16 protein-coding genes are annotated in these 25,636 nt (G+C 43.3%); 10 read left to right on the top strand and 6 right to left on the bottom strand.

Going from position 1 to position 25,636, the window contains the following annotated elements; all coding sequences use genetic code 11:
* Nucleotides 1-647 precede the first annotated feature (647 nt).
* Nucleotides 648-2,261, top strand: coding sequence for a formate transporter FocA (gene focA, locus MZ182_RS11945; RefSeq protein ID WP_115014393.1), 1,614 nt, complete (start codon nt 648-650; stop codon nt 2,259-2,261).
* A 79-nt stretch (nt 2,262-2,340) separates the two neighbouring features.
* Here focA and MZ182_RS11940 read toward each other — a convergent pair whose 3' ends face one another.
* Nucleotides 2,341-3,252, bottom strand: coding sequence for a LysR family transcriptional regulator (locus MZ182_RS11940; RefSeq protein ID WP_011788970.1), 912 nt, complete (start codon nt 3,250-3,252; stop codon nt 2,341-2,343).
* Between the two features lie 355 nt (nt 3,253-3,607).
* Between MZ182_RS11940 and yfcC the strand changes: the two genes are divergently transcribed.
* Nucleotides 3,608-5,161: a putative basic amino acid antiporter YfcC gene (gene yfcC / locus MZ182_RS11935; protein ID WP_248067155.1), complete on the top strand. Its 1,554-nt coding sequence runs from the start codon at nt 3,608-3,610 to the stop codon at nt 5,159-5,161.
* A gap of 122 nt (nt 5,162-5,283) precedes the next feature.
* On the opposite strand, the gene MZ182_RS11930 is transcribed toward yfcC, so the two are convergent.
* From MZ182_RS11930 to cysK, 4 genes are all read right to left on the bottom strand, one after another.
* Nucleotides 5,284-8,184, bottom strand: coding sequence for a TonB-dependent receptor domain-containing protein (locus tag MZ182_RS11930; RefSeq protein ID WP_248067157.1), 2,901 nt, complete (start codon nt 8,182-8,184; stop codon nt 5,284-5,286).
* 699 nt (nt 8,185-8,883) lie between these two features.
* Entirely contained in the window at nt 8,884-9,888 is a 1,005-nt protein-coding gene (locus tag MZ182_RS11925) for a TDT family transporter (protein ID WP_248067159.1), read from the bottom strand.
* A gap of 131 nt (nt 9,889-10,019) precedes the next feature.
* Nucleotides 10,020-11,099: a methyltransferase gene (locus MZ182_RS11920; RefSeq protein ID WP_011919494.1), complete on the bottom strand. Its 1,080-nt coding sequence runs from the start codon at nt 11,097-11,099 to the stop codon at nt 10,020-10,022.
* A gap of 198 nt (nt 11,100-11,297) precedes the next feature.
* Nucleotides 11,298-12,266, bottom strand: a complete 969-nt coding sequence (cysK, locus tag MZ182_RS11915; RefSeq protein ID WP_011788975.1) for a cysteine synthase A — start codon at nt 12,264-12,266, stop codon at nt 11,298-11,300.
* Nucleotides 12,267-12,518: 252 nt separating this feature from the next.
* Here cysK and MZ182_RS11910 point away from each other — a divergent pair, with 252 nt between their 5' ends.
* Both MZ182_RS11910 and MZ182_RS11905 read left to right on the top strand, forming a co-directional pair.
* On the top strand, nt 12,519-13,715 hold the full coding sequence (locus tag MZ182_RS11910; protein ID WP_014610784.1) for an RDD family protein: 1,197 nt from the start codon (nt 12,519-12,521) through the stop codon (nt 13,713-13,715).
* Nucleotides 13,712-14,833: a beta-ketoacyl-ACP synthase III gene (locus tag MZ182_RS11905; RefSeq protein ID WP_011788977.1), complete on the top strand. Its 1,122-nt coding sequence runs from the start codon at nt 13,712-13,714 to the stop codon at nt 14,831-14,833. The genes MZ182_RS11910 and MZ182_RS11905 overlap by 4 nt, the downstream gene beginning before the upstream one ends.
* 94 nt (nt 14,834-14,927) lie before the next feature.
* On the opposite strand, the gene cysZ is transcribed toward MZ182_RS11905, so the two are convergent.
* The gene (cysZ, locus tag MZ182_RS11900; protein ID WP_011788978.1) at nt 14,928-15,707 is read right to left on the bottom strand and encodes a sulfate transporter CysZ; all 780 of its coding nucleotides are present in this window, start codon (nt 15,705-15,707) and stop codon (nt 14,928-14,930) included.
* 197 nt (nt 15,708-15,904) lie between these two features.
* Here cysZ and smc point away from each other — a divergent pair, with 197 nt between their 5' ends.
* The 6 genes from smc (at nt 15,905) to MZ182_RS11870 (ending at nt 25,534) form a co-directional block, all read left to right on the top strand.
* Nucleotides 15,905-19,342, top strand: a complete 3,438-nt coding sequence (gene smc / locus MZ182_RS11895) for a chromosome segregation protein SMC (RefSeq protein ID WP_248067161.1) — start codon at nt 15,905-15,907, stop codon at nt 19,340-19,342.
* 23 nt (nt 19,343-19,365) lie between these two features.
* Complete coding sequence (gene zipA / locus MZ182_RS11890) at nt 19,366-20,394, top strand: cell division protein ZipA (protein WP_248067163.1); 1,029 nt, start codon at nt 19,366-19,368, stop codon at nt 20,392-20,394.
* A gap of 76 nt (nt 20,395-20,470) precedes the next feature.
* Nucleotides 20,471-22,528 carry an NAD-dependent DNA ligase LigA gene (ligA, locus tag MZ182_RS11885; RefSeq protein WP_248067165.1) on the top strand — a complete coding sequence of 686 codons (2,058 nt, stop codon included), beginning with the start codon at nt 20,471-20,473 and terminating at the stop codon, nt 22,526-22,528.
* 176 nt (nt 22,529-22,704) lie between these two features.
* A complete protein-coding gene (locus MZ182_RS11880; RefSeq protein WP_082785981.1) occupies nt 22,705-23,190 on the top strand; it encodes a DUF2919 domain-containing protein in 486 nt (161 codons plus the stop codon).
* Between the two features lie 218 nt (nt 23,191-23,408).
* Nucleotides 23,409-24,617, top strand: coding sequence for an HD-GYP domain-containing protein (locus tag MZ182_RS11875; protein ID WP_248067167.1), 1,209 nt, complete (start codon nt 23,409-23,411; stop codon nt 24,615-24,617).
* Between the two features lie 56 nt (nt 24,618-24,673).
* The gene (locus tag MZ182_RS11870) at nt 24,674-25,534 is read left to right on the top strand and encodes an SDR family NAD(P)-dependent oxidoreductase (protein ID WP_248067169.1); all 861 of its coding nucleotides are present in this window, start codon (nt 24,674-24,676) and stop codon (nt 25,532-25,534) included.
* Nucleotides 25,535-25,636 lie beyond the last annotated feature (102 nt).

Below are 25,636 nucleotides of genomic sequence, written 5' to 3'. Positions count from 1 at the left end.
TTTAGGGATTTGGGAGGCACTTAACAACTTAGGTGGGATAACGATAAAAATTGCCGCTTAGGCATGCATATTGCGTTACCTATTGATCACATTTGGCAGTGATTCTGTGTTATAGCGCAGCTAAATAGGGTGGGAATTTGAGGTGGCTTGAAATACAAGTCCTGATTGTGAGTTAGATCAGTAGGTGTGCATGAATAAGTGTGAGGCAAGGTGTGTTTTTTTATCGTTTTCTCTGAGATGTAAAAGGCAGATGTTTCATTATCAAGTGGGCTGATAATGTCCTGCTACGGGACAAAATAGGAGGGGGTGAGGTGATAATGTAATCGATAAGTATCATTGGCTAAGTGAGTGCTTTTTAGCTAAAGATCTTGATTAATAGGTGGTGAATTCTGCATTAATATTATTTTGTTATTTAAAACAATAGGTAATGTGTTGTGTTAAGTATTTTTTGCATTTTAACATTCTAGTTTGAATGAGGTTTTGTTATCAGGGTTATTGATGGTTCCTATCATTATTACCCAATTTTATTGAGTGATTCTTCAGGTTATTGTTTGATTGCACTATTCACAGGGCAATGAAATTACTGGAGAAATTTATGTTGTTAACGCTATTTTCCCCGAAAATATTCAGTGTTGGAGCTAACTGAGATGAAGGCATCACATTATGATGCTCATATGAGGGCGCAACCTCATCTCAGCTCGCCAACACCATTCAATCCACATCATAACGGAAAGACTGAGCCTGATAAGCGAAGTCTTTATCAACATGCTGAACACTATGGGCAAAGTAAGGTAGCTAAATCTGCTTGGCAATCATTTGGTTTGGCAGCATTTGCAGGCGGTTTTATTGCCTTAGCATTTGTATTTTATATCACAGTAACAACGGGGGCGTCTGGGAGTGCTTGGGGGCTTGTACGCTTAGCGGGAGGGTTAGCTTTTAGTTTGGGATTGATGTTGGTGGTGATTTGTGGCGGCGAGCTGTTCACGAGTACCGTGTTGAGTTCTGTTGCTTGGGCACAAAAGAAAGTCACGACTAAACAACTTGTTATGTGCTGGACGCGGGTCTACCTAGGTAATCTACTCGGTGCAATGGTGATGTTGCTACTGATTATGTCTGCCCGTATGTATCTGCTCGACGGGGGACGCTGGGGGATAAATGCCCTAACGATCGCTCAGCATAAATTACATCACGGCTGGTTTCAGGCATTTAGTTTAGGGATCCTTTGTAACATGTTGGTTTGTTTAGGGGTATGGATGACCTTTGCGAGCCGTGATGCGTTAACCAAAGCGATATTACTGATGTTGCCTGTCGCCATGTTTGTGAGCAGTGGTTTTGAGCACAGCATCGCTAATCTGTTTATGGTGCCCCTAGGAATTGCCATTCATCTTTTTGCTGATCAGACGTTTTTTACCTCAGCAGCTATTGATGCCGCGCAATTCAGTGATTTAACCCTCAGCCACTTTGTCATCAAGAATCTTATTCCGGTGACACTGGGCAATATTGTTGGTGGTGGCATTTTTGTGGGACTCGGTTATTGGTGGATTGAGCAAGCCAAACCTCAACACCCATCAAACATTGAGCGCCACACCCCAACACTAACCTTAGTCAATGCATTGACTGCGACTTCTTCTTACTTAAGCAACGATATGCCAACGGATACCGCGCTTGCTAATGAGCCTGCGTTATCAATAAGTCCTGATGCTCATATTTATTCTATTTCTGCCGGAGATCAACCTACTATGTTAAATGCCAAAGCGGTTTCAAAACCTATTCCTAAAATGTGTGTGAGTGATGTGATGGACAGACATCCCATCACGCTAAGTGCCGATCAATCTGTCTATGCAGGTTTAAAATTATTAAGTGATGCAAATGTCCGCTCTGCGCCTGTGGTCGATGATAAACAAGCATTAGTGGGGTTTATTTCACAACAAGATCTATTACGAAGTCTTTGGGCACAGGAGTTTACCCGAGGTGTGCCTGATAAAGTGGCTGATTTAATGCAAACCGAGGTGTTAACTGTCTCTCCTAAGGATCCACTGGATGCATTAATTGAGTTAATGGTTGTTGATCGTCAAAAGTTGTTTCCTGTAACGGATAGCGGACTGATGATTGCGAGTACCTATCAAAGTTATGAAGAACGGTTGCGCCATGCCTATGCCACTAAGCCAAGTGCTTTTCCGGTGATAGAGCAGGGTAAGTTGTGTGGGATGGTGACTCGAGAAGAGATTGCCAAAGCGGTTTGTGGTGCTTTTTACGATTAAGTTTGATCGCTGTTAATTTAACCCCGAAACAAGCTGGGTTGTTTCGGGGTTTTCATTTTCTTGCTTCGGTATAAAGGTATTAGCGTTTAATGGTAATTTGTCGATGACGACTTAAGCGCCTTGCTTCAGTGATAACGCAGTCCCTGAGTGGATTTTCGCCTGAATCTGTGCGCCAAATAAATGATAAATGCCGTTTCATATTGAGTTGCGGTGTCGACAGAATAACGAGTTCACCATTAGCGACATCTTTTTCAACATCCAAAAAAGGCAAGCTGCTTAAATAGGGACCATTCTTTACTAACGCCTTGAGTAGTGGGACGTGTTCATATTCTTTCCAGACGTTTAATTTTTCAATAACGCCATGAATAGCCCCATCAAAAATACGTCTTGTACCTGCGCCTTGCTCCCTCAGTACCCATTTAGCCTGTTCAAGTTGCGATAAACTCGTGCTTTCATAACGAGCATAGGGATGGTGGGGAGAAGCGATAACCACTAAGTGATCATCTAACCATTGCTCTTGATGGAGACGCACATCATCGTTACGTCCTTCGATGATCCCTAAATCAAACTCATAGTTGAGTAAGCCGTCAACAACATGGTCGGTGTTTTCTACCATCAACTCAATGCGTAATTCTGGGAAATCTGTATCAATCTTGCTGATGAGTTCGGGTAATAGATGCTCCGCAGCCGTCTGGCTGGAACAAAGTTTAAAGCGACCACTGATTAAGTGTTGTTCATGTAGGCCTAATTCAATTTGTTGTGCATCTTGTAGTAGGCGTCTTGCTTTTGGACGTAACCAATTTCCCCAGTGACTTAATGTGAGCCTATTTCCCTGACGTATAAAGAGTGGACGGCCGAGTAAATTTTCAAGTTGGCCGAGGGACATACTGACTGCAGATTGTGTCATGGAAAGTTTTCTGGCTGCGGCACTCACACTTTCAAGGCTGGCAACAGCATCGAAAACGGCAATTTGCTTGAGTGAGTACTTCATGTGTTTATTTGCTCCTAGCTGAAAAATGGGGGTGTGAAAAGTATCAATTTTATTGATAGATCGACGAAATGATTTTAGAGCCGTGTCGAGTTGCTCACAAGCAAAGTTAAAATTAACAGTGTGGTTTTTAGAGATGCTTCACTTTTTATCCTTAACTGTGGAGTAAAGCCATTTTGTTATCAAATAGATACAAAGTACCCGCAGTGCTATCGATATGGTTTAAAGCCTATGATAATGGGCTAAAAGTAAGGTAAAGAGTGAGGAACCTTGCGGAGTCATATTGATATTTTGTACTGATTTTATTTGCATTGGTTTATAGTGCGGCCTTTAAATTCACTAGAAAACTGGCGTACTTATGACGAATCCTCCAACTGAGTCAACTAAGGCTGTCGATGCCTCTTTATCTACATCTCTCTCGGGTAAATTAGTTATGCCCGATACCTTAGTGATCATCTTTTTTGTCGCTTTCGTTGCAGGGTTGCTCACGTACCTCATTCCCATTGGTTCATTCCAAACACAAGAGGTGCATTATGTGGCTGATGGTGTGCAAAAAGTGCGTACAGTGGTTGATCCTAACTCCTTTGCATATCAATTCGATGATATAGGTGAGCCCCAGTTACAGCCAGTTGCATTATTCAAAGGGGAAGGTAGCGTAGGATTTTTTAATTTTGCCTTCGAAGGCTTAACCTCAGGCTCTAAATGGGGGAGTGCGATTGGCGTTATTATGTTTATGTTAGTGATTGGTGGCTCCTTTGGCGTCGTTATGGCTACCGGTACCATTGATAACGGCATTTTGCGCTTAATCGATAAAACCCGCGGTAATGAGAAATTGTTTATTCCCGTGATATTTACCTTGTTTTCCTTGGGTGGCGCGGTATTTGGTATGGGAGAAGAGGCGATTGCCTTTGCCATTATTATCTGTCCGTTGATGATCCGTTTAGGCTATGACGGCATTACCACTGTAATGGTAACTTATGTTGCAACCCAAATCGGTTTTGCTAGCTCATGGATGAATCCTTTTAGTGTGGCAATTGCTCAAGGTATTGCGGGTATTCCAGTATTATCCGGCAGTGATTTCCGCTTTCCAATGTGGGTTGGCTTTACCTTATTTGGCATTATTTTTACGATGCGCTATGCCCATCGTATTCAGAAAAATCCTAACATATCCTATAGCTATCAGTCTGATGCATTCTTTCGTGAACATCACGCTAATACAACACTTGAAAGCCGTTTTAATCTTGGCGATGGTTTAATTCTATTTACGTTAGTGTTGACTATGATCTGGGTTATTTGGGGCGTGGTTGCCAAAGCTTGGTTTATCCCTGAAATTGCGAGTCAATTTTTTACCATGGGAATAGTCGCGGGCGTGATTGGCTCCATTTTTAACCTCAATGGGATGACGTTAAATAAAGTGGCACAGAGTTTTAAAGAGGGCGCTAAAACAATGTTAGAGCCTGCTCTGCTGGTTGGTTGCGCATCAGGCATATTATTGCTGTTAGGTGGTGGCGAACCGACCCAGCCGAGTGTACTCAATACCATTTTAAGCAGTGCTGGTGGTGTAATAGGGCAATTACCCGATGCGTTATCTGCGTGGTTTATGCTGCTATTCCAGTCTGTATTTAATTTTTTCGTGACGTCAGGTTCAGGCCAAGCCGCATTGACTATGCCTTTGATGGCTCCATTATCAGATATTGTTGGTGTGACGCGGCAAGTGCCAGTGTTGGCATTCCAACTGGGAGATGGACTCACCAATATCATTGTTCCGACTTCAGCTTCTTTAATGGCAACCCTTGGAGTATGCCGTGTTGACTGGGGCAACTGGCTCAAATTTGTGTGGCGTTTTATGTTATTGCTGATGCTCGTCTCAAGCGTACTAGTAATTGGTGCGCACTATTTAGGATTTAGCTAGATTTGAGTTAGTTTAGACATAACAAAGGATTGTTATATTGTTAATGAACGCTATATAACTGAATAAAAATTAAGTGAATAAAAACGGCATCCAAGGATGCCGTTTTTATTACTAACTGCTAATTAAAATTTAAAGCTTGCCGTTGTATGGAAGAAACGTCCAACGTTGTCATATGCTGCGGCACCAGCACTCGTACCTGTTGTTCCATATGGCAAGTCGCGATCAAGCACGTTATCTATACCAAATTTCAAGGTCACACCAGAGTCGAACGCATAGGCCACAGAAATATCGCTGATAAAATAAACACCATATTCCATATTGCTACTTGGGTTTGCATTGCGAGCAAGTTCTTTGTCAGTGTAGAGGCTTACACCATCAATAAAACGTGTTCTCCAGTTCGCGCTCCATTGGGCGATCGAGTAGTTTAAAGACCAATTAGCTTGCCACTTCGCATAGCCCAAAGTTCCTGCTAATTCTTCAAAATCATTAGGATCATCTTGGAATGAATAGTCTTTGCGTTTAAGTAAACGAGTTGCAATTAAGTTTGTACGGAAATCCCCACCGAATGCATCAAAGTTATAGCCAATATCAAAGTCAATACCTGCAGCCTCTAAGGATGCGATATTGAGTGATGACTGTCTAATGGATGTGATTTCGTTTGTTGTTGGATTCCTCGTTATTAATGCACAATACTCGTTATTAATACCTGAAGCTGAATCTACACAGCGATCGATGATATTTTGTGCGCTTACAGCACTAATAGCGTCGTCAATCGTGATATTCCAGTAGTCAGTTGTAATCGATAGTCCATCGATGAAATTGGGTTGATATGCAAGCCCTACAGTATAGCTTTTTGATTCCTCAGGATCTAATGCTCTATTGCCGCTACTAACTCCCTCAACTCTTTTTGAGTCATAATCGGAGTTAAAATCACTAGGAACCCCTAGTGCTGCGCAGTTAGCCTTGCGTATATCAGGATTACTTAAGTCATTTAAATATTTAGTGCGACAGGCATCCTCAATACTGAAGAAGGTTTGGCTCTCTGCACCATATAATTCACTGATATTAGGAGCTCTAATCGCTTCAGAATAAGTTGAGCGAATACGCAGGTCATCATTCACTTCCCAACTTAATCCCGCTTTCCAAGTGGTGGCGTTACCGATAGTGCTGTAATCTGCAAAACGGACTGCTAACTCCATATCAAGTTGACGAATCATAGGAAGATCAGCCAGTAATGGCACACTGACTTCAGCGAATACTTCTTTAACATCGAAATCGCCTTTATCTTCACCTAGCGCATTGAAGAAAGTACCTGCAGCATTTGCTGGTTCGAAAATTTCACTTTCTTCTTTACGATATTCAACGCCTGTTGAAAAACCAACTACACCCGCTGGCATATCAAATAAAGCCGAGTTGGTTAAAGAGCCTCCAAGGACAGTTTGTTTGATGACAGATGTACCTGTTGAAGTCGTATTAACGTAATCGATAGCTGCTTGGCTTGGTTTTCCAAATCCAAAAATATCTAGAGGAACACATCCAGCAGCTCTTGCATCTTCATCACGACATACAGCATTTCCATCTACATTGATGGAATCTAATGCATGTTGATAATTAGCTAACACGAGGTTGTTTTTATTAACTCGTTCTAAATCTGTTTGGCCATATACACCATATACATCGTAATCCCAATCTTCAAAAACTAAGCCCTCAAGACCGAGAACATAGCGTTGTGTTTCACGGGTATCATCTTCTATACGTTGACCCAGGTCTGTCATAAAACGACGAATATTGATGGTGTCTAATGGCGCAGGATTGCCCTGAGCATCTTTATTCGCTTTCATTAATGCCACAAGTTCAGGGCTAATAAATGCATTATCAATTTTTACATCGGTATTTTTTAAAATATTTACACTATCTCTACCGAAGAAGAATGCAGGTTGGCCTTCATTTGATGCTTGGCTATTGACATATTTTGCTTCGAAATACGCATTCATATTGTCATTAAGCTGGTAGTTTGTTTTGAAGTTTATATTATAACGTTCAAATTCTGGCTGTAACTCCACAAACTGATTTAAGTTTGTATAATCACAATCGACACAGTAAATTCCATCTACTTTAGGGCCAGAATAAACATCGCGTAATGAGCCATCTGGATTGAAAGTTTTCCAGCCATCTAAGAAGAAGGTTCCTGCATTACTGATTGTGTAATGGCCACCATTAGGGGTGTAATATTTATCAGGATCTGATGGATGATTAGAATCAATAGGTTTACCATCTGGGCCAATTGGGCGATTGGTATTTTTTAGGTTGGTAAATGAGGTAGATGTTTCATCACGATCGAATGCTTTTAATTGATTTTGTGCGCTATATTCAACAGCAAAAGCGACATTACCACGATTTTGATCGAAATTAGTACCATAGGATAATGCAACACGATCTTTAGAGAGTGGATTATCTCCAGCCCAACCTTTAGTGGCGGAAACATCCAATCCTTCTACATCTTTTTTCAAAATAAAGTTTACAACACCAGTAACAGCATCTGCACCATAAATTGCTGATGCCCCACCAGTAATAACTTCGACCTTTTCAATCCAGACACTAGGGATAGTATTGACATCGACTGAAGACGTTCCTGCAGAACTGGCAACATGGCGCTTACCGTTTACGAGTACAAGAGTTCTGTCAGTACCCATGCTTCTTAAATCTAAAAGGTTTAAGCCTGATGTACCGATAAAGCGACCTGAGTTGGCTAAGGAATAGGTGTTGCCTAAGGCGGGTAATTGGTTCAGTGCCTCACCAATATTGGTTACGCCTGTTGATAAGAGTTCATCGCCAGTAATGACCGTTACAGGAGTTGGAGCGATCGCCCCTTCTCTGATTATACGAGAACCTGTGACTTCGATACGTTCAACTTTTGCTCCATCTTCAGCAGCAATAGCAACCGATGTTGATAATACTGCAGTAGTAGCACCGCTTATTAACGCAAAGCGAACCGCTTTGGCTAATGTAGAATTCGCGCGCATTTTATTCTCCCTTAACACTTGTTTATTTAATTTTTATTTTTCTTCTTAAATGGTTAACTTTGTAATAAATCAGTATTCCATTTAATTAGGCTCAGGATATAACCACAAGAAAATAACAAGTGCAACATTGTAAATTTAGATAACAATGTTGCAAATTTGTTTATTTGAAGTGTTTTTAAGGAGTGGCGGTCGGTAAAAGTGATTTTGGATGTTTAATAGATACACTTGTATGTTGATATATGTTGCAATTGTTGTAAATTTGTTGCTTTTTGGGGTTAATTGTTTCTAGCGCTTATGCTGATTGTTTATTCATGGTTTAATATTGGTGTTTTTGTTGGTTGGCTTAAAATCATACTTTTTTACATTTTTTGCTAAAAATATTTATATATTTAAATTTTTGTATATATCGAATGTGATACTGTTTTTCTTGCTGCTGTTAATTAGTGGTGGTGTACGGTTTGATTTGTTGTCTTTGTTTGGTTTGTTGATGTTTTCACATAGTGCTGCTTTAAATAAAACTAAGGATTAATTGCAATTAAATATTATACGCAATGCCACTCTGTTTAACTTTAGTTTAATCTGAATATTTATTCATCTTTAGCCTATTTTAAATGTCATAACTAGGCATGAGTGATATGAAGTTATCAGATATAGTGGCATTGCTTTGCAACAAATCTAACTCAATATTGTTATCGACACTTATTTACTGTCCATGGTAGATATTTGCTCAACTACTTTAGTTTTATATTCATAAGGGAAGTAGTGCATTAGGTATCGCAATGCGACGTAGATAACAACCAGAGTGGCAATCACTAATTCCACATCTGCTAAATATTTTATCCACATGGCTAATGCTAAAAAATCGCTAAATTGCATCAGCCAAGTTGAAGTTTTAAAGAGTGCAGTAGCACCTATCACCATAGGAAAAGTAAATGCTGCATACCCTGGGCTAAAAGGGAGTTTTAGTAGGTGAAAAAATGCTAAATAGATAATGCTCGTCATCAGAACCGCAATGCTGAGTAATAATGCAACCAGTGCGATGGCAGGCTGTTGGGATACGGTTAAGTAACCTGCTAATGATAAACTGGCAGGCGCTGCCAGAATGGCGATTGTGGGTTTAGCCGCATCAGGTACTGGCTGACAAAAAATAAGGCGGTATAGCATAAGGGGAAGCATCACGAGGTAGGCTAGCATTCCAAAGACTAAAATAGCATTAACGAGCCAGTGATAGCCTTGTGAGGGAAAAGACACCGCCGCAACTATGATACCAATGGGGGGCACAAACCAACTTGGCACCATATGTTCCAATTTAAAATCAATGGCGCGATAGTAAATAAACGCTCCTAGAAAAATGACATGCATAATGATGGCAACAAGCCATAATGCTAACCCTGCATTGGGGGCGTAGTGACCTAGCATCTTTGAAATCACCATCAGTGCCATTGCAAATGTGGGGATCACACTGCCAACGACGGGGTGGCTTAGTTCATTGATTAGAATATTGGGATGAAGTAGAAATTTCCCCGTGAGCAGTAATAACAAAACCGCACCGATGAGTGCGCCTGTCAGTTGCCCCATGCCATTCAGTGAGGGCACCATATTCTCCCAGGTCCAACCTAAGCTCGCAATGGCAAGGGCTAAACCTGCCATTGGGCTTGGTAATTTAGCGGCTTGTGCAGTCCAGCGTTTACGTTTTGAAGTCATTTTAACTACCTCTCAATACTGACGTTACTTAACATTGTCTCGATGGAGAGTTCTGTTTTAATGACCTCAGTTTACATCCGTCCTTTATGTTAAATAAAATTGATTATATTTATTCTTATAGTAAGTTTTATTTACTTGGTTGGTTTTAGCTTACAGCGAAGCAGAGTATGCCCAAGACCGAGATTGTCGATATCTTCATCGACATACAGCCCCGCTTGATGCAATAGGGTTAATAAATCCTTTGAGTGGTACATACGGCTATTGCCATTCGCTATTGCACTGAAATAGAGGCTAGTAGCATTGACACAATAGGCTGAAGCGGCACAGGGTTGTCTATCCCAAAAGGTTTCGACGATAAAGAGTTGGCTATCCATGGTCATCGCTTTGGCGGTGCGCTGCAAGATGCTTAGTATTTGTGCTTTAGAGAAGCAATCTAAAAACTGGCTCATCCAATAGGCGTCTGCGCCTTCAACAAAGGGGCTAGATTCATCCAGTAGATCGGTGGCAAAGGTATGCACACGTGAGGTATAGCCTTGGGCTGTGGCATGCTCAGAGGCAACGTCAAGCTGTCCAGGAAAATCCATGATAGTCACTTCAACCTCTGGATTGTATTGACAACAGCTCAGGGCCCATTTTCCGGTATTTCCACCAACATCGACTAAGTGTTTGGGGTTGTGGGCAAATACTAAGGGTAAAAGCTGTGGGAAGGCATGATCAGAATAGTAATGATCAAAGGCAAACCAACTTTCTTTGGCTTTGGGGGGCAAATCCTTTAGTGCGGGATAAATCGTCTTCCAATCACCAAATACGTCGAGTCCAGCGGCTTTTCCCTCGAGCAAGGCATTATCTAACTTAAACAGACCTTGGTAGCAAACATCTTGGATAAAATGAAGATTGATAGCAGCCATATCATCATGTAGCAAAAAATATCCTGTTTTATCGAGCACATAAGCTGAATCATTTCGCCAAATTAACCCCATGCTTAACCCCATATCGAGTAAGACACTGAGGGCGTATTCACTGAGTGTTGAGGATAGGCATAACTCTGCCAAACTGATCCCGTCTTCAGCAGCTTTATCAATAGTGGCCAAAATATCAAACTTGAGTAGGCAGTGAGCCACTTGAAAACTAATGGGACCAAAGGCGATTTTTTGAGCTTCAAACTTAGCATCGAAGGCGCTTATATTGCGAGGTGTATGATAGAACGGCATAAAAAAGAATGAGTAGACTTGCGATGATCCCTTTATAGCGAACTCTGCCTGGAAAGTCTGTTTAGTGATAAAGAACTATGAACTGTGTCCTACTTGATGTATGAAATTGTCCTTTCCATTAAAATCATAATGCAGTTAATTGAATTTCAAATATAAAAATACCCAGCCATAGCCGGGTATTTTGTATGAGTTTAGTGACTATTGAATGTTTTCTTCGTCGCCAAATTGGCCTTGGAATAAAACGGAAGATAAATAGCGTTCTGCTGCCGATGGCAATACCACTACAATGGTTTTATCTGCAAATTCTGGTAATGCAGCAATACGGTTTGCCGCAACCACAGCAGCCCCCGATGAAATACCCACTAAAATGCCTTCTTCTTGCATTAAGCGGCGTGCCATTTCGATGGCCTCATCGTTGGTAACGGCTTCAACGCGGTCAATCAATTCCAGATCTAAGTTGCCAGGGATAAAGCCAGCACCAATACCTTGGATTTTATGTGGACCGGGTTGGACTGGTAATCCCGCTAAGGTTTGAGTGATAACTGGAGAGTCAGCTGGTTCAACCGCAACAGAAGTAATGGTTTTGCCAGCCACTTTTTTCAAGTAACGGCTCACACCTGTGATAGTACCGCCAGTGCCTACACCAGCAACAAACACATCTACTTCACCATCGGTATCATTCCAGATTTCTGGACCTGTGGTTTTTTCATGGATTTCTGGGTTTGCAGGGTTATTAAACTGCTGCAGTAAAATATATTTTTCAGGTGCTGATTGACGAATTTCTTCTGCTTTATCAATTGCGCCTTTCATGCCCTTTGCGCCCTCAGTCAGCACAAGGTTCGCACCAAGTGCTTTGAGCAGCTTACGGCGCTCTAAACTCATGGTATTTGGCATGGTTAAGGTCAGCTTATAGCCACGGGCTGCAGCAACATACGCCAACGCAATACCTGTATTGCCAGAAGTTGGCTCAATCAGTTCGTGATCTTTCGTCAGTAACCCCTTTTTCTCGGCATCCCAAATCATATTGGCGCCGATACGGCATTTAACACTGAAACTTGGGTTACGTGCTTCGACTTTAGCCAGTACTTTACCTTGGCTAACGCGGTTTAAACGTACTAGCGGTGTATTACCGATAGTATATGAATTGTCTTCGAAAATTTTGCTCATGGATTGCTTGCTCCTATGTTGGCACTATTGAATCATAATCGGCTGTGGCGCTTTGAGAAGTGATTGTTTGTTCTTCTTTATTCGATTTAGTTATTAAAGGGTTCTCTGTTATTCGCAAACCCCTGATTGGCAGCCAGTTTAACTGTGTTAACCTCTTGCTAACATAAAAAAAGATTGTTGCATTCTTAAGGATAACGCCTTGATGTTTCAATCGTAAAACAAGCCTACCACTCGTATTGGACAAGCGCAAAGATGAAGCAACAGCAAATGGATTTGGGTGAAGACCCAAAAACAATGGTAACACCAAGGGCATTTACCATTGCACAAACCGTACTATATACCCCATTGGCAACGCCGCTAAAGCGGGCATTAGCCATCATGATTGATGGTTTGTTAATCACAGTGTTAGCCGAACAGATGGATTGGATGTTTATCTTGCTGGTGATCGGCATTATCTGGATTGAAAAGCGCAGTCGTAAGTTTGGTCGTCTACTCAAATGGGGACTTTATGCTGCGCTGTTAGCTTTTATGCTGCTTACCGCAGTGGGTAATCTGTTTAATCTAAATACCTCAGTCGGTAAACATGATGAGCAAACCGAGTCGCAGTTGGCCGTAGGAGAACAAGTGATTAGATCGCTACCCGCATTGATTTCGTTAAACCTGTGTATCAGCTACGATTGCGGTAAGACCCAAATTCAAGCTTTACGGACAACGACAGAGCGTGTTGCGAGATCAAATGGAATGAAGGACATAGAGTTACGGGAAATGGTTTTACAAACCATCGCTGACAGCAGTCTACCGACAGAAGATCGCGCTAAATTGCGGGAGGACGTCCTTAACGGCACTCTTTGGCCTGTTATAACACTTCACACTGATTTGGCTACGACTGGCTCCCCACTCGAACCTATATCAAATCAATCCCTATCTCCCGCTCAATCACCACACCGTACGGCGGATATCGAACTCGCCGCTTCTCAATCTTCTCGCACAACAAGTAGCGATGAGGATGAAGCTACTGGCCATAGTATTATCGCTTGGATTAAGGGCTTTATGAGTGATATGGGACTAGGCTTTGGTTGGGCCGCATTTTACTTTACCGTTTTTACTGCGCGGTTCGATGGCCAAACCTTAGGTAAGAAAATACTGGGTATTCGGGTGATTCAACTTGATGGTGCCAATATCAGTTTATGGGCCGCGTTTGGCCGTTATGGAGGCTATGCCGCCGGTTTTACCACAGGCTTACTTGGCTTTATGCAAATATTTTGGGATCCCAATCGGCAGGGGATCCAAGATAAAATATCTTCAACAGTCGTGATAGACTTAGTGCAACTGCATAAAAAGCAACGATTAGAGCAGCAAGCACAGCGTCAAGATGTGATGCCTGTGCTGACGAATGATCCTTCTACGTCTGCTCACCTTACAACAAGCACCCGTTCGGAGCACCTATGAAACAGGTCGTTATTTCTGGGAGTGGCTTATTTACGCCGCCCTACAGTATTTCCAATGAAGCTTTGGTTGAAAGCTTCAATGCCTATGTTGATATTTTCAATCTTGAAAATGCAGGCTTAATTGAACAAGGCCATGTTGCGGCCTTATCCTATTCATCAAGTGAGTTTATTGAAAAAGCATCTGGGATTAAGCACAGATATGTGATGGTGAAAGAGGGCATACTCGATCCTGAAATTATGATGCCGCTCATTCCTGAACGCAGTAGCGACGAGTTATCAATGCAGGCTGAAATAGGGGTTGAGGCGGCGCTGATGGCGCTAAACAATGCCAATCTTAAGGCGGAGCAAATTGATCTTGTGATTGTTGCCTGTGCTTATACTCAGCGCGCTTATCCTGCAATGGCAATTGAAATCCAGCGTGCCTTAGGTACCCGTGGCTACGGTTACGATATGCAGGTAGCCTGTTCATCGGCGACCTTTGCGATTGTTGCGGCTGCTAATGCGATTGCGACAGGTTCTGCCTCAAGAGTGCTAGTGATCAACCCCGAAATTTGCTCGGCGCAGGTGAATTATCGCGACCGTGATAGCCATTTTATCTTTGGCGATGTGGCGACGGCCCTTGTACTTGAAGAGCAGAGTTTAGTCGAGCCCAATAAAGGCTTTACGATTCTCTCAAGCCGTTGCTTCACCGATTATTCGAATAATATTCGCAGTAATTTTGGCTTTTTAAATCGCTGCGATCCAAGCTCGGCACATCAAGCCGACAAGTTATTCCACCAACAAGGGCGCAAAGTATTTAAAGAACTCTTGCCGATGATTTATCAGCATTTGGATGAACATCTGGCCGAGCAAGCATTAACGCCACAGTCCTTCAAACGGTTGTGGTTGCACCAAGCTAACATCAATATGAACCAATTTGTGGTAAGAAAAATGCTTGGGGATGAGGTATCGCCGGAGCAAGCGCCAGTGGTGTTAGATGAATATGCCAATACGGCATCGGCAGGTTCTGTGATTGCATTTCATAAATATTCCAGCGATTTTAAGGCTGGCGATTTAGGTCTATTAAGCTCCTTTGGTGCGGGTTACTCCATCGGCAGCGTGATCCTGCAAAAACGCTAAATTAATCTAGGAATAAGCAGATTGTTCTACAATTTTTTAATAAAAACAGCCTCATTTGAGGCTGTTTTTATTTTGTAGGGATTTGTTGCTTAAACTACTCTGGAGCTATCACTGGATTACGGTAGGCTTCGCGGTACTTATCGACCCACATGGCGGTGGCGCCACAAATCGCCACTGGCATCACGATAAAGTTAACGACAGGGATCATCGAAAACAGGGTGACCGTGGCGCCAAAGGTAAAAGTGGTGCCTCGGGTCTGATTCAGAGCAAAGCGCATATCCTTAAAACTCACCTTATGGTTATCAAAGGGATAATCACAATATTGAATTGACATCATCCAGGCACTGAATAAAAACCACAGAATAGGCGCTAAGGTTTGCCCCACCATGGGGACTAAAAACAGCAGTAAAAACACCAATGCACGGGGTAAATAGTACTTAAGTTTTATCCACTCACGTCCAAAAATTCGCGGAAGATCTTTAACAACATCAATACTTGTGCCGGTATAAAGAGGTTTTCCTGTCAGAATTTGTTCAACTTTTTCCGCTAAAAGGCCATTAAATGGTGCTGCAAGCCAGTTCATTACTGAGCTAAATACAAAGGCAAGCATGACTAGCATAGTCGTAATGGCAAGCGGCCAGAGTAAAAAGTTTAGCCAACTTAAATACTCTGGTAACTGAGCATTTATCCAAGTGAACATCGTTTCTAACTGGCCGATGGCCACATAAATCACTCCTGCAAACAGGATCAAGTTAATCATTAACGGAATAAATACGAAGGTACGGAGGCCTTTACGTGTGATTAACCCAAAGCCCTCGAGAAAATAGTTAACGCCACTTTTAGTTGGGAAGGGTAAAGATGTTTTATGTGTCATATCGTCTTTCCAAAAAGTTAAGCTACGGCTTTATGCGATTGTGATCAACTCATAGGCAGATGACAAGCTAAAAGCCACATGAATTCAATAAAAAGCGTTACAAAATACGGTTTGCTTTGCTAAAGTTGCCAGCAGAATGCATTTGCACCATTAGGTCGATTGGCGGACCACACTTCAGAGACACACTAACTGGCATTATGAGATTAAAACAGATAAAACTTGCCGGCTTTAAGTCGTTTGTCGATCCCACTAAAATTCCTTTTTTACAGGCATTAACCGCCATTATTGGCCCAAATGGTTGTGGTAAATCTAACGTGATCGATGCAGTGCGCTGGGTGCTAGGGGAAAGCTCGGCGAAACACCTACGTGGCGATTCAATGAGCGACGTGATTTTTAACGGCTCAAGCGCGCGTAAACCTGTCTCTGTGGCAGGGGTTGAACTGGTCTTTGAAAACAAAGAAGGGCGCCTTGCTGGCCAGTATGCCAGCTATGAAGAAATTTCGGTAAAGCGTCAAGTGAGTCGCGATGGTGAGTCGTGGTATTTTCTCAATGGGCAAAAGTGTCGCCGTAAAGATATCACCGATTTGTTTATGGGCACGGGGCTTGGCCCGCGCAGTTATGCCATTATTGAGCAGGGCACCATCTCTCGGCTTATCGAATCTAAACCCCAAGATCTACGTACTTTTATCGAGGAAGCAGCGGGGATATCCCGCTATAAAGAGCGCCGCCGCGAAACCGAGAATCGCATTCGCCATACCCGTGAAAACCTCGAGCGTTTAGGCGATATTCGTAGCGAGTTAGGTAAGCAGCTAGATAAATTAGCCCAGCAGGCCAAGGCCGCCAAACAATACCGTGAGCTAAAACAGGCAGAGCGTAAAACCCACGCAGAACTCCTCGTGATGCGCTACCAAGAGTTACAAACCCAGATGGCGAGTTTGTCTGAGCAAATCAGCGCTATCGAAGTGCAACAAGCGGCCGCGCAATCACTCGCCCAAACCGATGAATTAAAGGCAACAGAACTGCAAGTACAGCTTGCCCAATTGGCTGAGCAGGAGCAGCGGGCAGTTGAAGCTTATTATCTAACTGGCACTGAAATCGCCAAGTTAGAACAACAGTTACAGAATCAAAAACAACGGGATTCACAGCTTCAAGCTCAACTTACCCAAGTTAACGATCAAGTCCGTCAACAAACGGATAAACTCGCAGGTTATCAATCCAGTCTCAGTGCGTTGGAGTTAGAGTTGTCTCAACTGGCGCCACAGCACGAACAGCAGCAAGAGATAATGGATGAACTGCAATCCCAATGGGAAATGAGTGTTGAGCGCAATGAGCAGCAGAGCGAAACGGCACGTCAACAGGCCGCCATTGTATCTCAGCATCAATTGCAGCTTGAACTGCGCCGCAGTCAGTTGGTGCATCAAGAGCAGTTATTACAGCATAAACAGCAACTACATGATGAACAGCAAACCGAGCTTAATGCTCTGGCTTGTATTGATCTTGAAGATAAGGTTACGCCACTGACTCAAGATCTTACTCTTTTAGATGAAGCGATAGCAGCGCAAATTGACGTTAATTATCAGTTAGAAGCGCAGGTGAGTTTGAGTACTCAAGGTTTAGATGAGGCGCGCGTGAGTGTTGGTCTTATTCAACAAAAGCTGACGGCGACTCAGGCTCGTTTTGATTTAGTTGAACAATGGCTCTCTAAACAGGAGCAGCTCAGTGATAAGCCGCAGTTGTGGCAAAGTATTAGGGTAGAAAATGGTTGGGAAACCGCAGCAGAGCTGGCATTAAGTGGATTACTGAGCTTACCCGTTGGTGTGTTAAATAACGAGGTCGGGTTTCAGAACTTAGCGCAAGAATCGGCCTGCACATACATTCAGGATGAGCATTGCACCAAGATCCAGTCTAACGTCAATTTAGCGCCTTGGTTAACAGGGCTTAAATGGGCACAAGATCTTCAATCTGCGAAACAGATGCTAGCAAAGCTTAAGGATGATGAACGTATCGTCACCGCCGATGGTTATTTGCTGGGGCGAGGCTTTTTAATTGCTAAGCAAGACAGCGCAGAATCCTTAGTGCAACTGAGTAAAGAGCAGGTTCAGCTTGCGCAGAGTATCGCAGATTTAGACATCGCGCTTGGCTTGCAGCAAATCAAGCTAACCGAATTAACGGAGATGTTGAATCAACAGAAACTGCAACTTGTCACAAGTACGCAAAAGTTGCACCAATTGCAGCTTGATAAAGCCACAAAGACCACTCAACTCACTAATGCAACAGAGCAAGCTAAGCAACTCACCGTAAAGCGTAACCAACTTAATGAAGCCGTAGCGCGAAGTGTGGCTGAAATATTAGCTTTAACCGAACAGTTAAATCTGCTTGAGGAGCAGGAGGCCGAATTAGATGAAGTGCTACAGTTAAGCCTTGAAAAACAATTACAACTTAGTCAAGACGCTCAAGCAGATTTGGCGCGGCATCAAGCATTAAAAGTGCGCTTGACTGAGGTTGAACGTGTTTTATCTACCTTAAGTGCACGTTTGCAATCTGTGTCGATGCGAATTGCTGTTAATGTTGAACAAATTGAATTGCAGCAAGTACGTGTCAATGAATTGATTCAGTCTCAGGAAACCGTATCAGCGCAGCTTGCTATGGCAGCTGAACAAAGTGGCGTGGATAATAGTCATCAGTTAACTGATCAATTAACCAGCTTGCTTAAACAGCAACAGATGCAACAACAGGGCTTAAAAGCCGTGCGAATGGAACAAAGTTCCCTTACTGAGACCTTAAATAGTATAGGAATAAAGCAAAAACAAGAGCTTGGTAGGCTTGAGGGCTTGACTCAAAGTCTGAGCACGTTAAAGTTACGTCGTGAGGGTTTAAAAGGCCAAGCAGAGAGTCAGTTAGCAGCCTTACAAGAACAGCAAATTGTTCTGTCACAGATTATCAATACATTGCCCGCTGAAGGCAGTCCTGATAAATGGCAGAGTGATTTAGATCATATTCGGCAAAAAATCGTTCGTTTAGGTGCTATTAACCTTGCAGCGATCGAAGAATTTGAACAGCAAAGTGAGCGAAAATCCTATCTTGATCATCAAGATGAGGATCTCAATAAGGGGCTTGCGACCTTAGAGGAAGCCATCCGTAAAATAGACAAGGAAACCCGCACGCGCTTTAAGGCAACGTTTGACTCTGTTAACGAAGATCTTGGGCGTTTATTTCCGAAGGTGTTTGGTGGTGGAAGAGCCTATTTGGCGCTCACCGAAGATGACTTACTCGAAACGGGTGTGACCATTATGGCGCAGCCACCCGGTAAGAAAAACAGCACAATCCATCTTCTTTCGGGTGGTGAAAAAGCATTAACCGCTTTATCATTGGTATTCGCAATATTTAGGCTCAATCCTGCCCCCTTCTGTATGCTAGATGAAGTGGATGCGCCATTAGACGATGCTAACGTAGAGCGTTTCTGTCGATTACTGAAAGAAATGTCACAGAGTGTACAGTTTATATATATTAGCCATAACAAAATAACCATGGAGATGGCTGATCAACTTATAGGGGTAACTATGTACGAGCCGGGTGTATCTCGTATAGTTGCAGTAGATATAGAGCAAGCGGTGGCGATGGCTGACGCTGGATAACTAGAAGAAAGACAGGGTAACCAATGGAAGATTTGCAACTAGTTTTGTTCATTTTGGGCGCCATAGCCATAGTTGCTGTGCTGGTGCATGGATTTTGGTCTATCAGAAGGCAACAACCTAAGTCATTAAAAGATAGCCCTATGGGCAACTTTTATAAGCAACAAGCGGATAAGGAAAGCCCGCCTAAACGTGTTGATGCCGATGGATTTGATGCGGACGGTATTGGCGCTGTACGAGTGCGTAAGGTGGGGGAGTCGAATCCCCATGAGACGCCACCAATTAGCCCCTATCTTAAACAAGACGTTAAAGCTGAACCTAAACCATTATTCAAGCACACAACGTCAACTGAGATAAAGCAAGAACCCGTTCCACAGCCGGATTTCAGTTTGCAGTCGCCTTTAGCGACAGAACAACAGCGTGGCGCTAAAGTATCCCGCCAAGAACCTGTGCTAAATGGTCATGTCCCGCCGTTAGGCCAATCCCATGCGGCGATGGTCGCTCAAAAAGCGCTTGAACAGGAAAAACACGCACAAAGCACAACGGTACCGACTCAAACAGCCCTATTTGATGAAGACGCTTATCTAGAAAATACTGAGTCAGAAGATGAGTATGTTGAAGAAACCGTGGACGAAGGTTTAGATGAGCCCCGTGATGTTTTGGTATTACATGTGGTCGCCAAAGAAGGGCAGCAGTTAAATGGTGCTGAATTACTACCGTGCTTTTTAACCTTAAATTTTAAATATGGTGATATGAATATTTTCCACCGCCATGTTGATAATGCAGGTAATGGAAAGGTATTGTTTTCCATCGCTAATATGTTAAAGCCTGGAGTCTTCGATCCCGATAATATGGAGCAATTTAGCACTCAAGGTGTGGTGTTTTTTATGACCTTGCCTTGCTATGGCGATGCCTTAATGAATTTTTCTATTATGCTGAACTCAGCGCGCCAACTCGCTGATGATATCGATGCAGTCGTGCTCGACGGTCAACGCCAGCCTTGGGGCGAGTTCACTAAACAAGATTATTTACACCGTATTCGCGCTAATGCTTAACATTAAATCACTCTGACATCATGAGGCCGCAATTGCGGCCTCATTTTTGTGTTCTAAAGAGATCTGGATAAAAAATATGCAAGACATTCAACTCGATAAACTCCTTTCTGCCGACATGTCACCTGAGAATGCACAGCAGGTGATGCAGGCCCTTAGCCAATCGCTGAACGAACACAATATTCGTTACTATGTGGATGATGCGCCAACTATTACTGATTCTGAGTATGATAGGTTGATGCAATGCTTGATAAAGCTCGAAGCGCAGTTCCCTCAGTTTATCGTTGCCGACTCGCCAACCCAGCGAGTCGGTGGGCTGGCGCTGGCCAAGTTTGATCAAATCACTCACCTTAAGCCTATGTTGAGCTTAGATAACGCTTTCGGTGAAGCGGACTTCAGCGCTTTTCATAAGCGCGTTACCGATAAAGTCGGTGAGGTGAGTTTTTGTTGTGAACCTAAACTCGATGGTTTAGCTGTTAGTATTTTGTATCGTCATGGTGTACTCGAGCGCGCAGCGACCCGTGGCGATGGAACAGTAGGTGAAGACATCACTGAAAATGTGAAGACCATTAAATCCATTCCACTTAAATTGCGTGGCAATGATTTTCCTGAAGTGGTTGAAGTTCGCGGTGAAGCTTTTATGCCCAAGGCTGCTTTTGAGGCTCTCAATGAGCGTGCGCGCGCAAAGGATGAAAAGCTGTTTGTCAATCCACGTAACGCGGCGGCGGGGAGTTTACGTCAACTCGACAGTAAAATTACGGCCTCTCGCTCACTTGCTTTTTATGCTTATGCATTGGGTGTGGTTGAGCCCGATTCTTATTCGTTGGGCAAAACCCACTATGAACAGTTACAGCAGCTAAAATCTTGGGGTTTACCCGTTAGCAACGAAATCAAAGTGTGCGAAGAGTTAGATCAAGTATTCGACTACTACAAAGATATTCTTACCCGCCGCAGCGATTTACCCTTTGAAATCGATGGTGTGGTGATGAAAGTCAACGATATTGCCCAACAGCAACGCTTAGGTTTTGTGGCTAAATCACCCCGTTGGGCCATTGCCTATAAGTTTCCCGCTCAAGAGGAAATGACATTACTTGAAGGTGTCGATTTTCAAGTAGGGCGTACCGGTGCCGTCACCCCTGTTGCACGCTTAAAACCAGTATTTGTAGGCGGGGTAACTGTTTCTAATGCCACGCTACACAATGCCGATGAGATTGAGCGTTTAGGCATTAAAATCGGTGATACTGTGATTATTCGCCGTGCTGGCGATGTTATCCCACAAATTGTGGCGATAGTGCCCGAAAGACGTCCTGAAACGGCGACTGATATCGTCTTTCCGCACAACTGTCCTGTGTGCGGCAGTTTAGTCGAGCGCCTTGAAGGAGAGGCGGTGGCTCGCTGCAGCGGCGGTTTGTTTTGTGAAGCGCAGCGTAAAGAAGCGATTAAGCATTTCGCATCCCGCAAGGCGTTAGATATCGATGGTATGGGCGACAAAGTCGTCGAGCAATTGATTGATAAAGAACTCGTCCAAAGTCCTGCAGATTTATTTAAGCTTACCGCTTCAATGATGACTATGCTCGATCGCATGGGCATGAAGTCGGCAACCAATTTAGCGGCAGCGATTGATGCGGCCAAAACCACAACACTTGCACGTTTCTTATATGCCTTAGGCATTCGTGAAGTGGGCGAGGCGACGGCGGCAAACCTTGCGGCGCACTTTGCCAGTTTAGATGCGTTGCGCGTTGCGACTGTTGAGCAGTTAACTGCAGTGGAAGATGTGGGCGTTGTTGTTGCTCAGCATGTAGCACATTTTTTTGCTCAGCCCCATAATCTTGAAGTGATTGATGCCTTGATTGCTGCAGGAGTCCACTGGCCTGCTATTGAAGCGCCGAGCGCGGATGCACAACCCCTTAAAGGTCAGACTTGGGTATTAACGGGTACCTTAAACCAACTTAATCGTAACGATGCTAAGGCGCAGTTGCAGACCCTTGGGGCGAAAGTGGCTGGCAGTGTTTCCAAAAATACCGATTGTTTAGTGGCAGGTGAGGCGGCAGGTTCAAAACTGGCTAAAGCGCAGGAACTGGGGGTAAAGGTGATTGATGAAGAGGCGCTATTAGCACTCTTCGCGGCTAATCGCTAACAGCCACTCTCCCGTAAAGAGCACTCAAGTGTTGAATACGAAAAGAGTCTTGCGGTGCAAGGCTCTTTTTTAATTCAGTGTTAAGTATTTGGTATCGGACGAAGAACCATTGAAATTGGCAGAATAGACACCATCTTACCTTTACACTGTAGTTACTTCTTTAATTGGAAACCTATTTGAATTTCAGTCACATCACTTGGCTTGATGATCAAGGCCATATCAAACCTCCCATTTTCCTCTACGCGATTTTAGCTTTTTTAGCCCGCGGCTGGTGTATTTTTATCGCATCTTTAACACAGGCAAATGATAGGACTGAATTAGTACGGATTTTTTACCCTGAAAAATCTGACTTTTTACTTGCCCTTGCCACAGGCTTTGGGGCTGTACTGCTTTATATTTTAGTGCTTTGTGAGCGTCGTCGTTCACCTCAATGGTTAAGCCCTTTTTTTGCACACCTAAAATGGGGCTTATGGCCGTTGTTATTGGTGGATGCTGTTCTGCTTGGGCAACGATTGACGCATGGGCAGTTTATGTTTCACTGGAGCCTTGCTCTTGATGCACTTGTATTGTTTTGGTCCAGTTTATATGTTCTAAAATCGAAACGGCTTCATTATTATCTTGCCGATTGGCCTAAAATGGTGGATGTTGGACCCAAAATATAAATTATCTATCTGTTTGTAATTAAAAATGATTTCACATTATTGGCATAAGGTTTTTAGCATAGTGTGTGTTACCCCCCAGTTTGATAAGCATTTTTTGACTGATTACTTACTGAATTTCCTTAATCATCTATAGTTATATGTACTTAGCTTGAATATGTTGGTTGATTCATGGTGTGCCTATCCATTTTCTTCCGCATATTTTAAAGGAGTCATATTGCGTGGCAAAAGCAGCTCAACGAAAACTATTATTGTCTGAACTTCAGCTAGGGATGAGAGTGAAGTTGCCTTTGTCATGGACAAATCATCCCTTTTTATTCAATCGTGTAGATATAAACAGCCCTGCTCAAATTGAAATGATCCGCGGCTTGGGGGTGCCATATGTTTTTTTACTCTCCGAAGTTAATACTAAGAGTGAACAACCTAGTACAGATAACAAAATCATTGAAGTTCAAGAACAACCCAAAACGGAACGGGATATTAAGAGTGCTACACGCAAAGCGATGCGTTTAAGCCAAAAGCGGTTTTTGGAAGGGGTTAATCAATGCCGCAATATGTTTGGTAAGATTGTGAGTGATCCTGAAGGGGCGTATCGGCAGTCGGCAACGTTAGTTGAAGAGATGTTGAGCCATTTACAGGAAGTGGAGCAGCCTTTCTTGACGTTGGTAGGAATGGATGAAAACGAGGTGAGTGTCACCCAACATGGCGTATCTGTTGCGGTGATTGCAATGATGATAGGTCATGCCCTTGATTTAACTCCTCGAGAGTTAAGAGATATTGCCCTTGGTAGTTTGCTCCACGATATTGGTAAGTTGAAAGTGCCAGAGAATATTCGCCGAAAGCTCAGCGCTCTAACCACAAATGAAGCGAATTATTTGCAGATGCACCCCAATTTTGGTTATGACATGCTCAACCGCAGCGGCTTATTTCCCAAAGAAGTGCTTAATATTGTGTTACACCACCATGAATTTATTGATGGTTCAGGTTTTCCTGATGGATTAACGGGCAATAAAATTCCCATCGTGACTCAGATTGTGGCCCTTGCAAATGATTTTGATCAGCATCTCAGTGGGCAGCAGGCTTCGTCACCTCAAGTTGCTTTGGGCTACTTATTTAAAAATCGAGCCGCCAAGCACGCTGAGTCCTTAATCTCTGTACTGGTCAAAATTTTGGGTATTTATCCCCCAGGTACGATAGTTAAGCTCTCGGATGACTCCGTCGCGAAAGTGATCATGACGACAAAAGAGGTTGCACAACCCCAAGTATGGGCTTGTAAGCCGGATGGCAGTGAGGCTTCATTGCGTTTTTTAAGTGAGGAGGGCGTAACAGTGCAAAAAGCACTCAAGGCTGAAGAGTTGACGGAGGGCGCGATTCGTACACTACAGGTCGATAAAGGAGTCAGTTTTTATTTTAGTGCGCTGCAGGCTTGAATCTTATCTATTAAGTTCCGTATTCTATCGGCTGATGTTGAATCTTCGGGGCGAATATGGCTGATGTAGTAGATAAGGGTATCTCACCAAAAAGTGTTGCCGTAGTAGGATGTGGTTGGTTTGGATTGGCGTTAGCGACGCATTTAGTCCAAGACGGGTATCGAGTGACAGGATGTAAGCGTCATATTGATGAACTTGCGCCATTGATAGCGGCTGGGATAGAAGCTTTTCCATTGCAATTAGGTGATGAGTGCGACGTTAAACCCGATGCGAAGGTATTGGCAGCGTTATTCCAAACTGATTTTCTCGTAGTCAATATTCCCCCAAGATTAAAGCGTGGTAATAGTGCTTATCTTGAGGAGTTGCAACAACTCTTATCCCTAACCCAAGGTTGGCAATATCAGTGCATCGTGTTTATCAGTACTACGGGCGTGTATCCAACCCAAGATAAATTGATGACTGAAGCGGATGCTATGGCGGAATCGAGTGATAGCCAAGTGCTTTTGGATGCAGAAGCTTTATTTCTCAGTCAAACTAACAGTTGTATCCTGCGTTTTGCTGGGCTCGTTGGGCCTAAACGTCATCCTGGACGTTTTCTTGCGGGCAAAACCGATGTCAGCGGCGCTAATGTGGCGCTCAATCTAGTCCACTTAAATGACTGCGTTAGGGCCGTCAGTGCTATTTTTACAGCAAGCCAACATGGCTTATCCATAGCTCCCATTTATAATCTCTGTGCTCCACAACATCCGACTAAGGTTGAGTTTTACCCAGTGGCAGCTCAGTCTCTGGGTTTAGTTCCCCCCATATTTAATCAACAAGTTATGCCAAGTAAGGTGATCCTCAGTGATGCAATTGTCTCCGACTTAGGTTTTCGTTATCAGTACGAATCCCCCTTTGATATGCTCAGAGTATGTTGAAAAAATGGATGCGTTTTAAGGGATAAGCGGGCACTTAGGTGGTTTTTATGGCCTAGGATTGGCTCGGTAAATGGTTTTTTTTAATCAAATGACAAAATAAAA

This window comes from Shewanella sp. JNE2, assembly GCF_023159115.1.
In the GTDB taxonomy this organism is placed as follows: Bacteria; Pseudomonadota; Gammaproteobacteria; order Enterobacterales; family Shewanellaceae; genus Shewanella; species Shewanella putrefaciens.
This window is presented reverse-complemented; position numbering and strand designations above follow the sequence as displayed.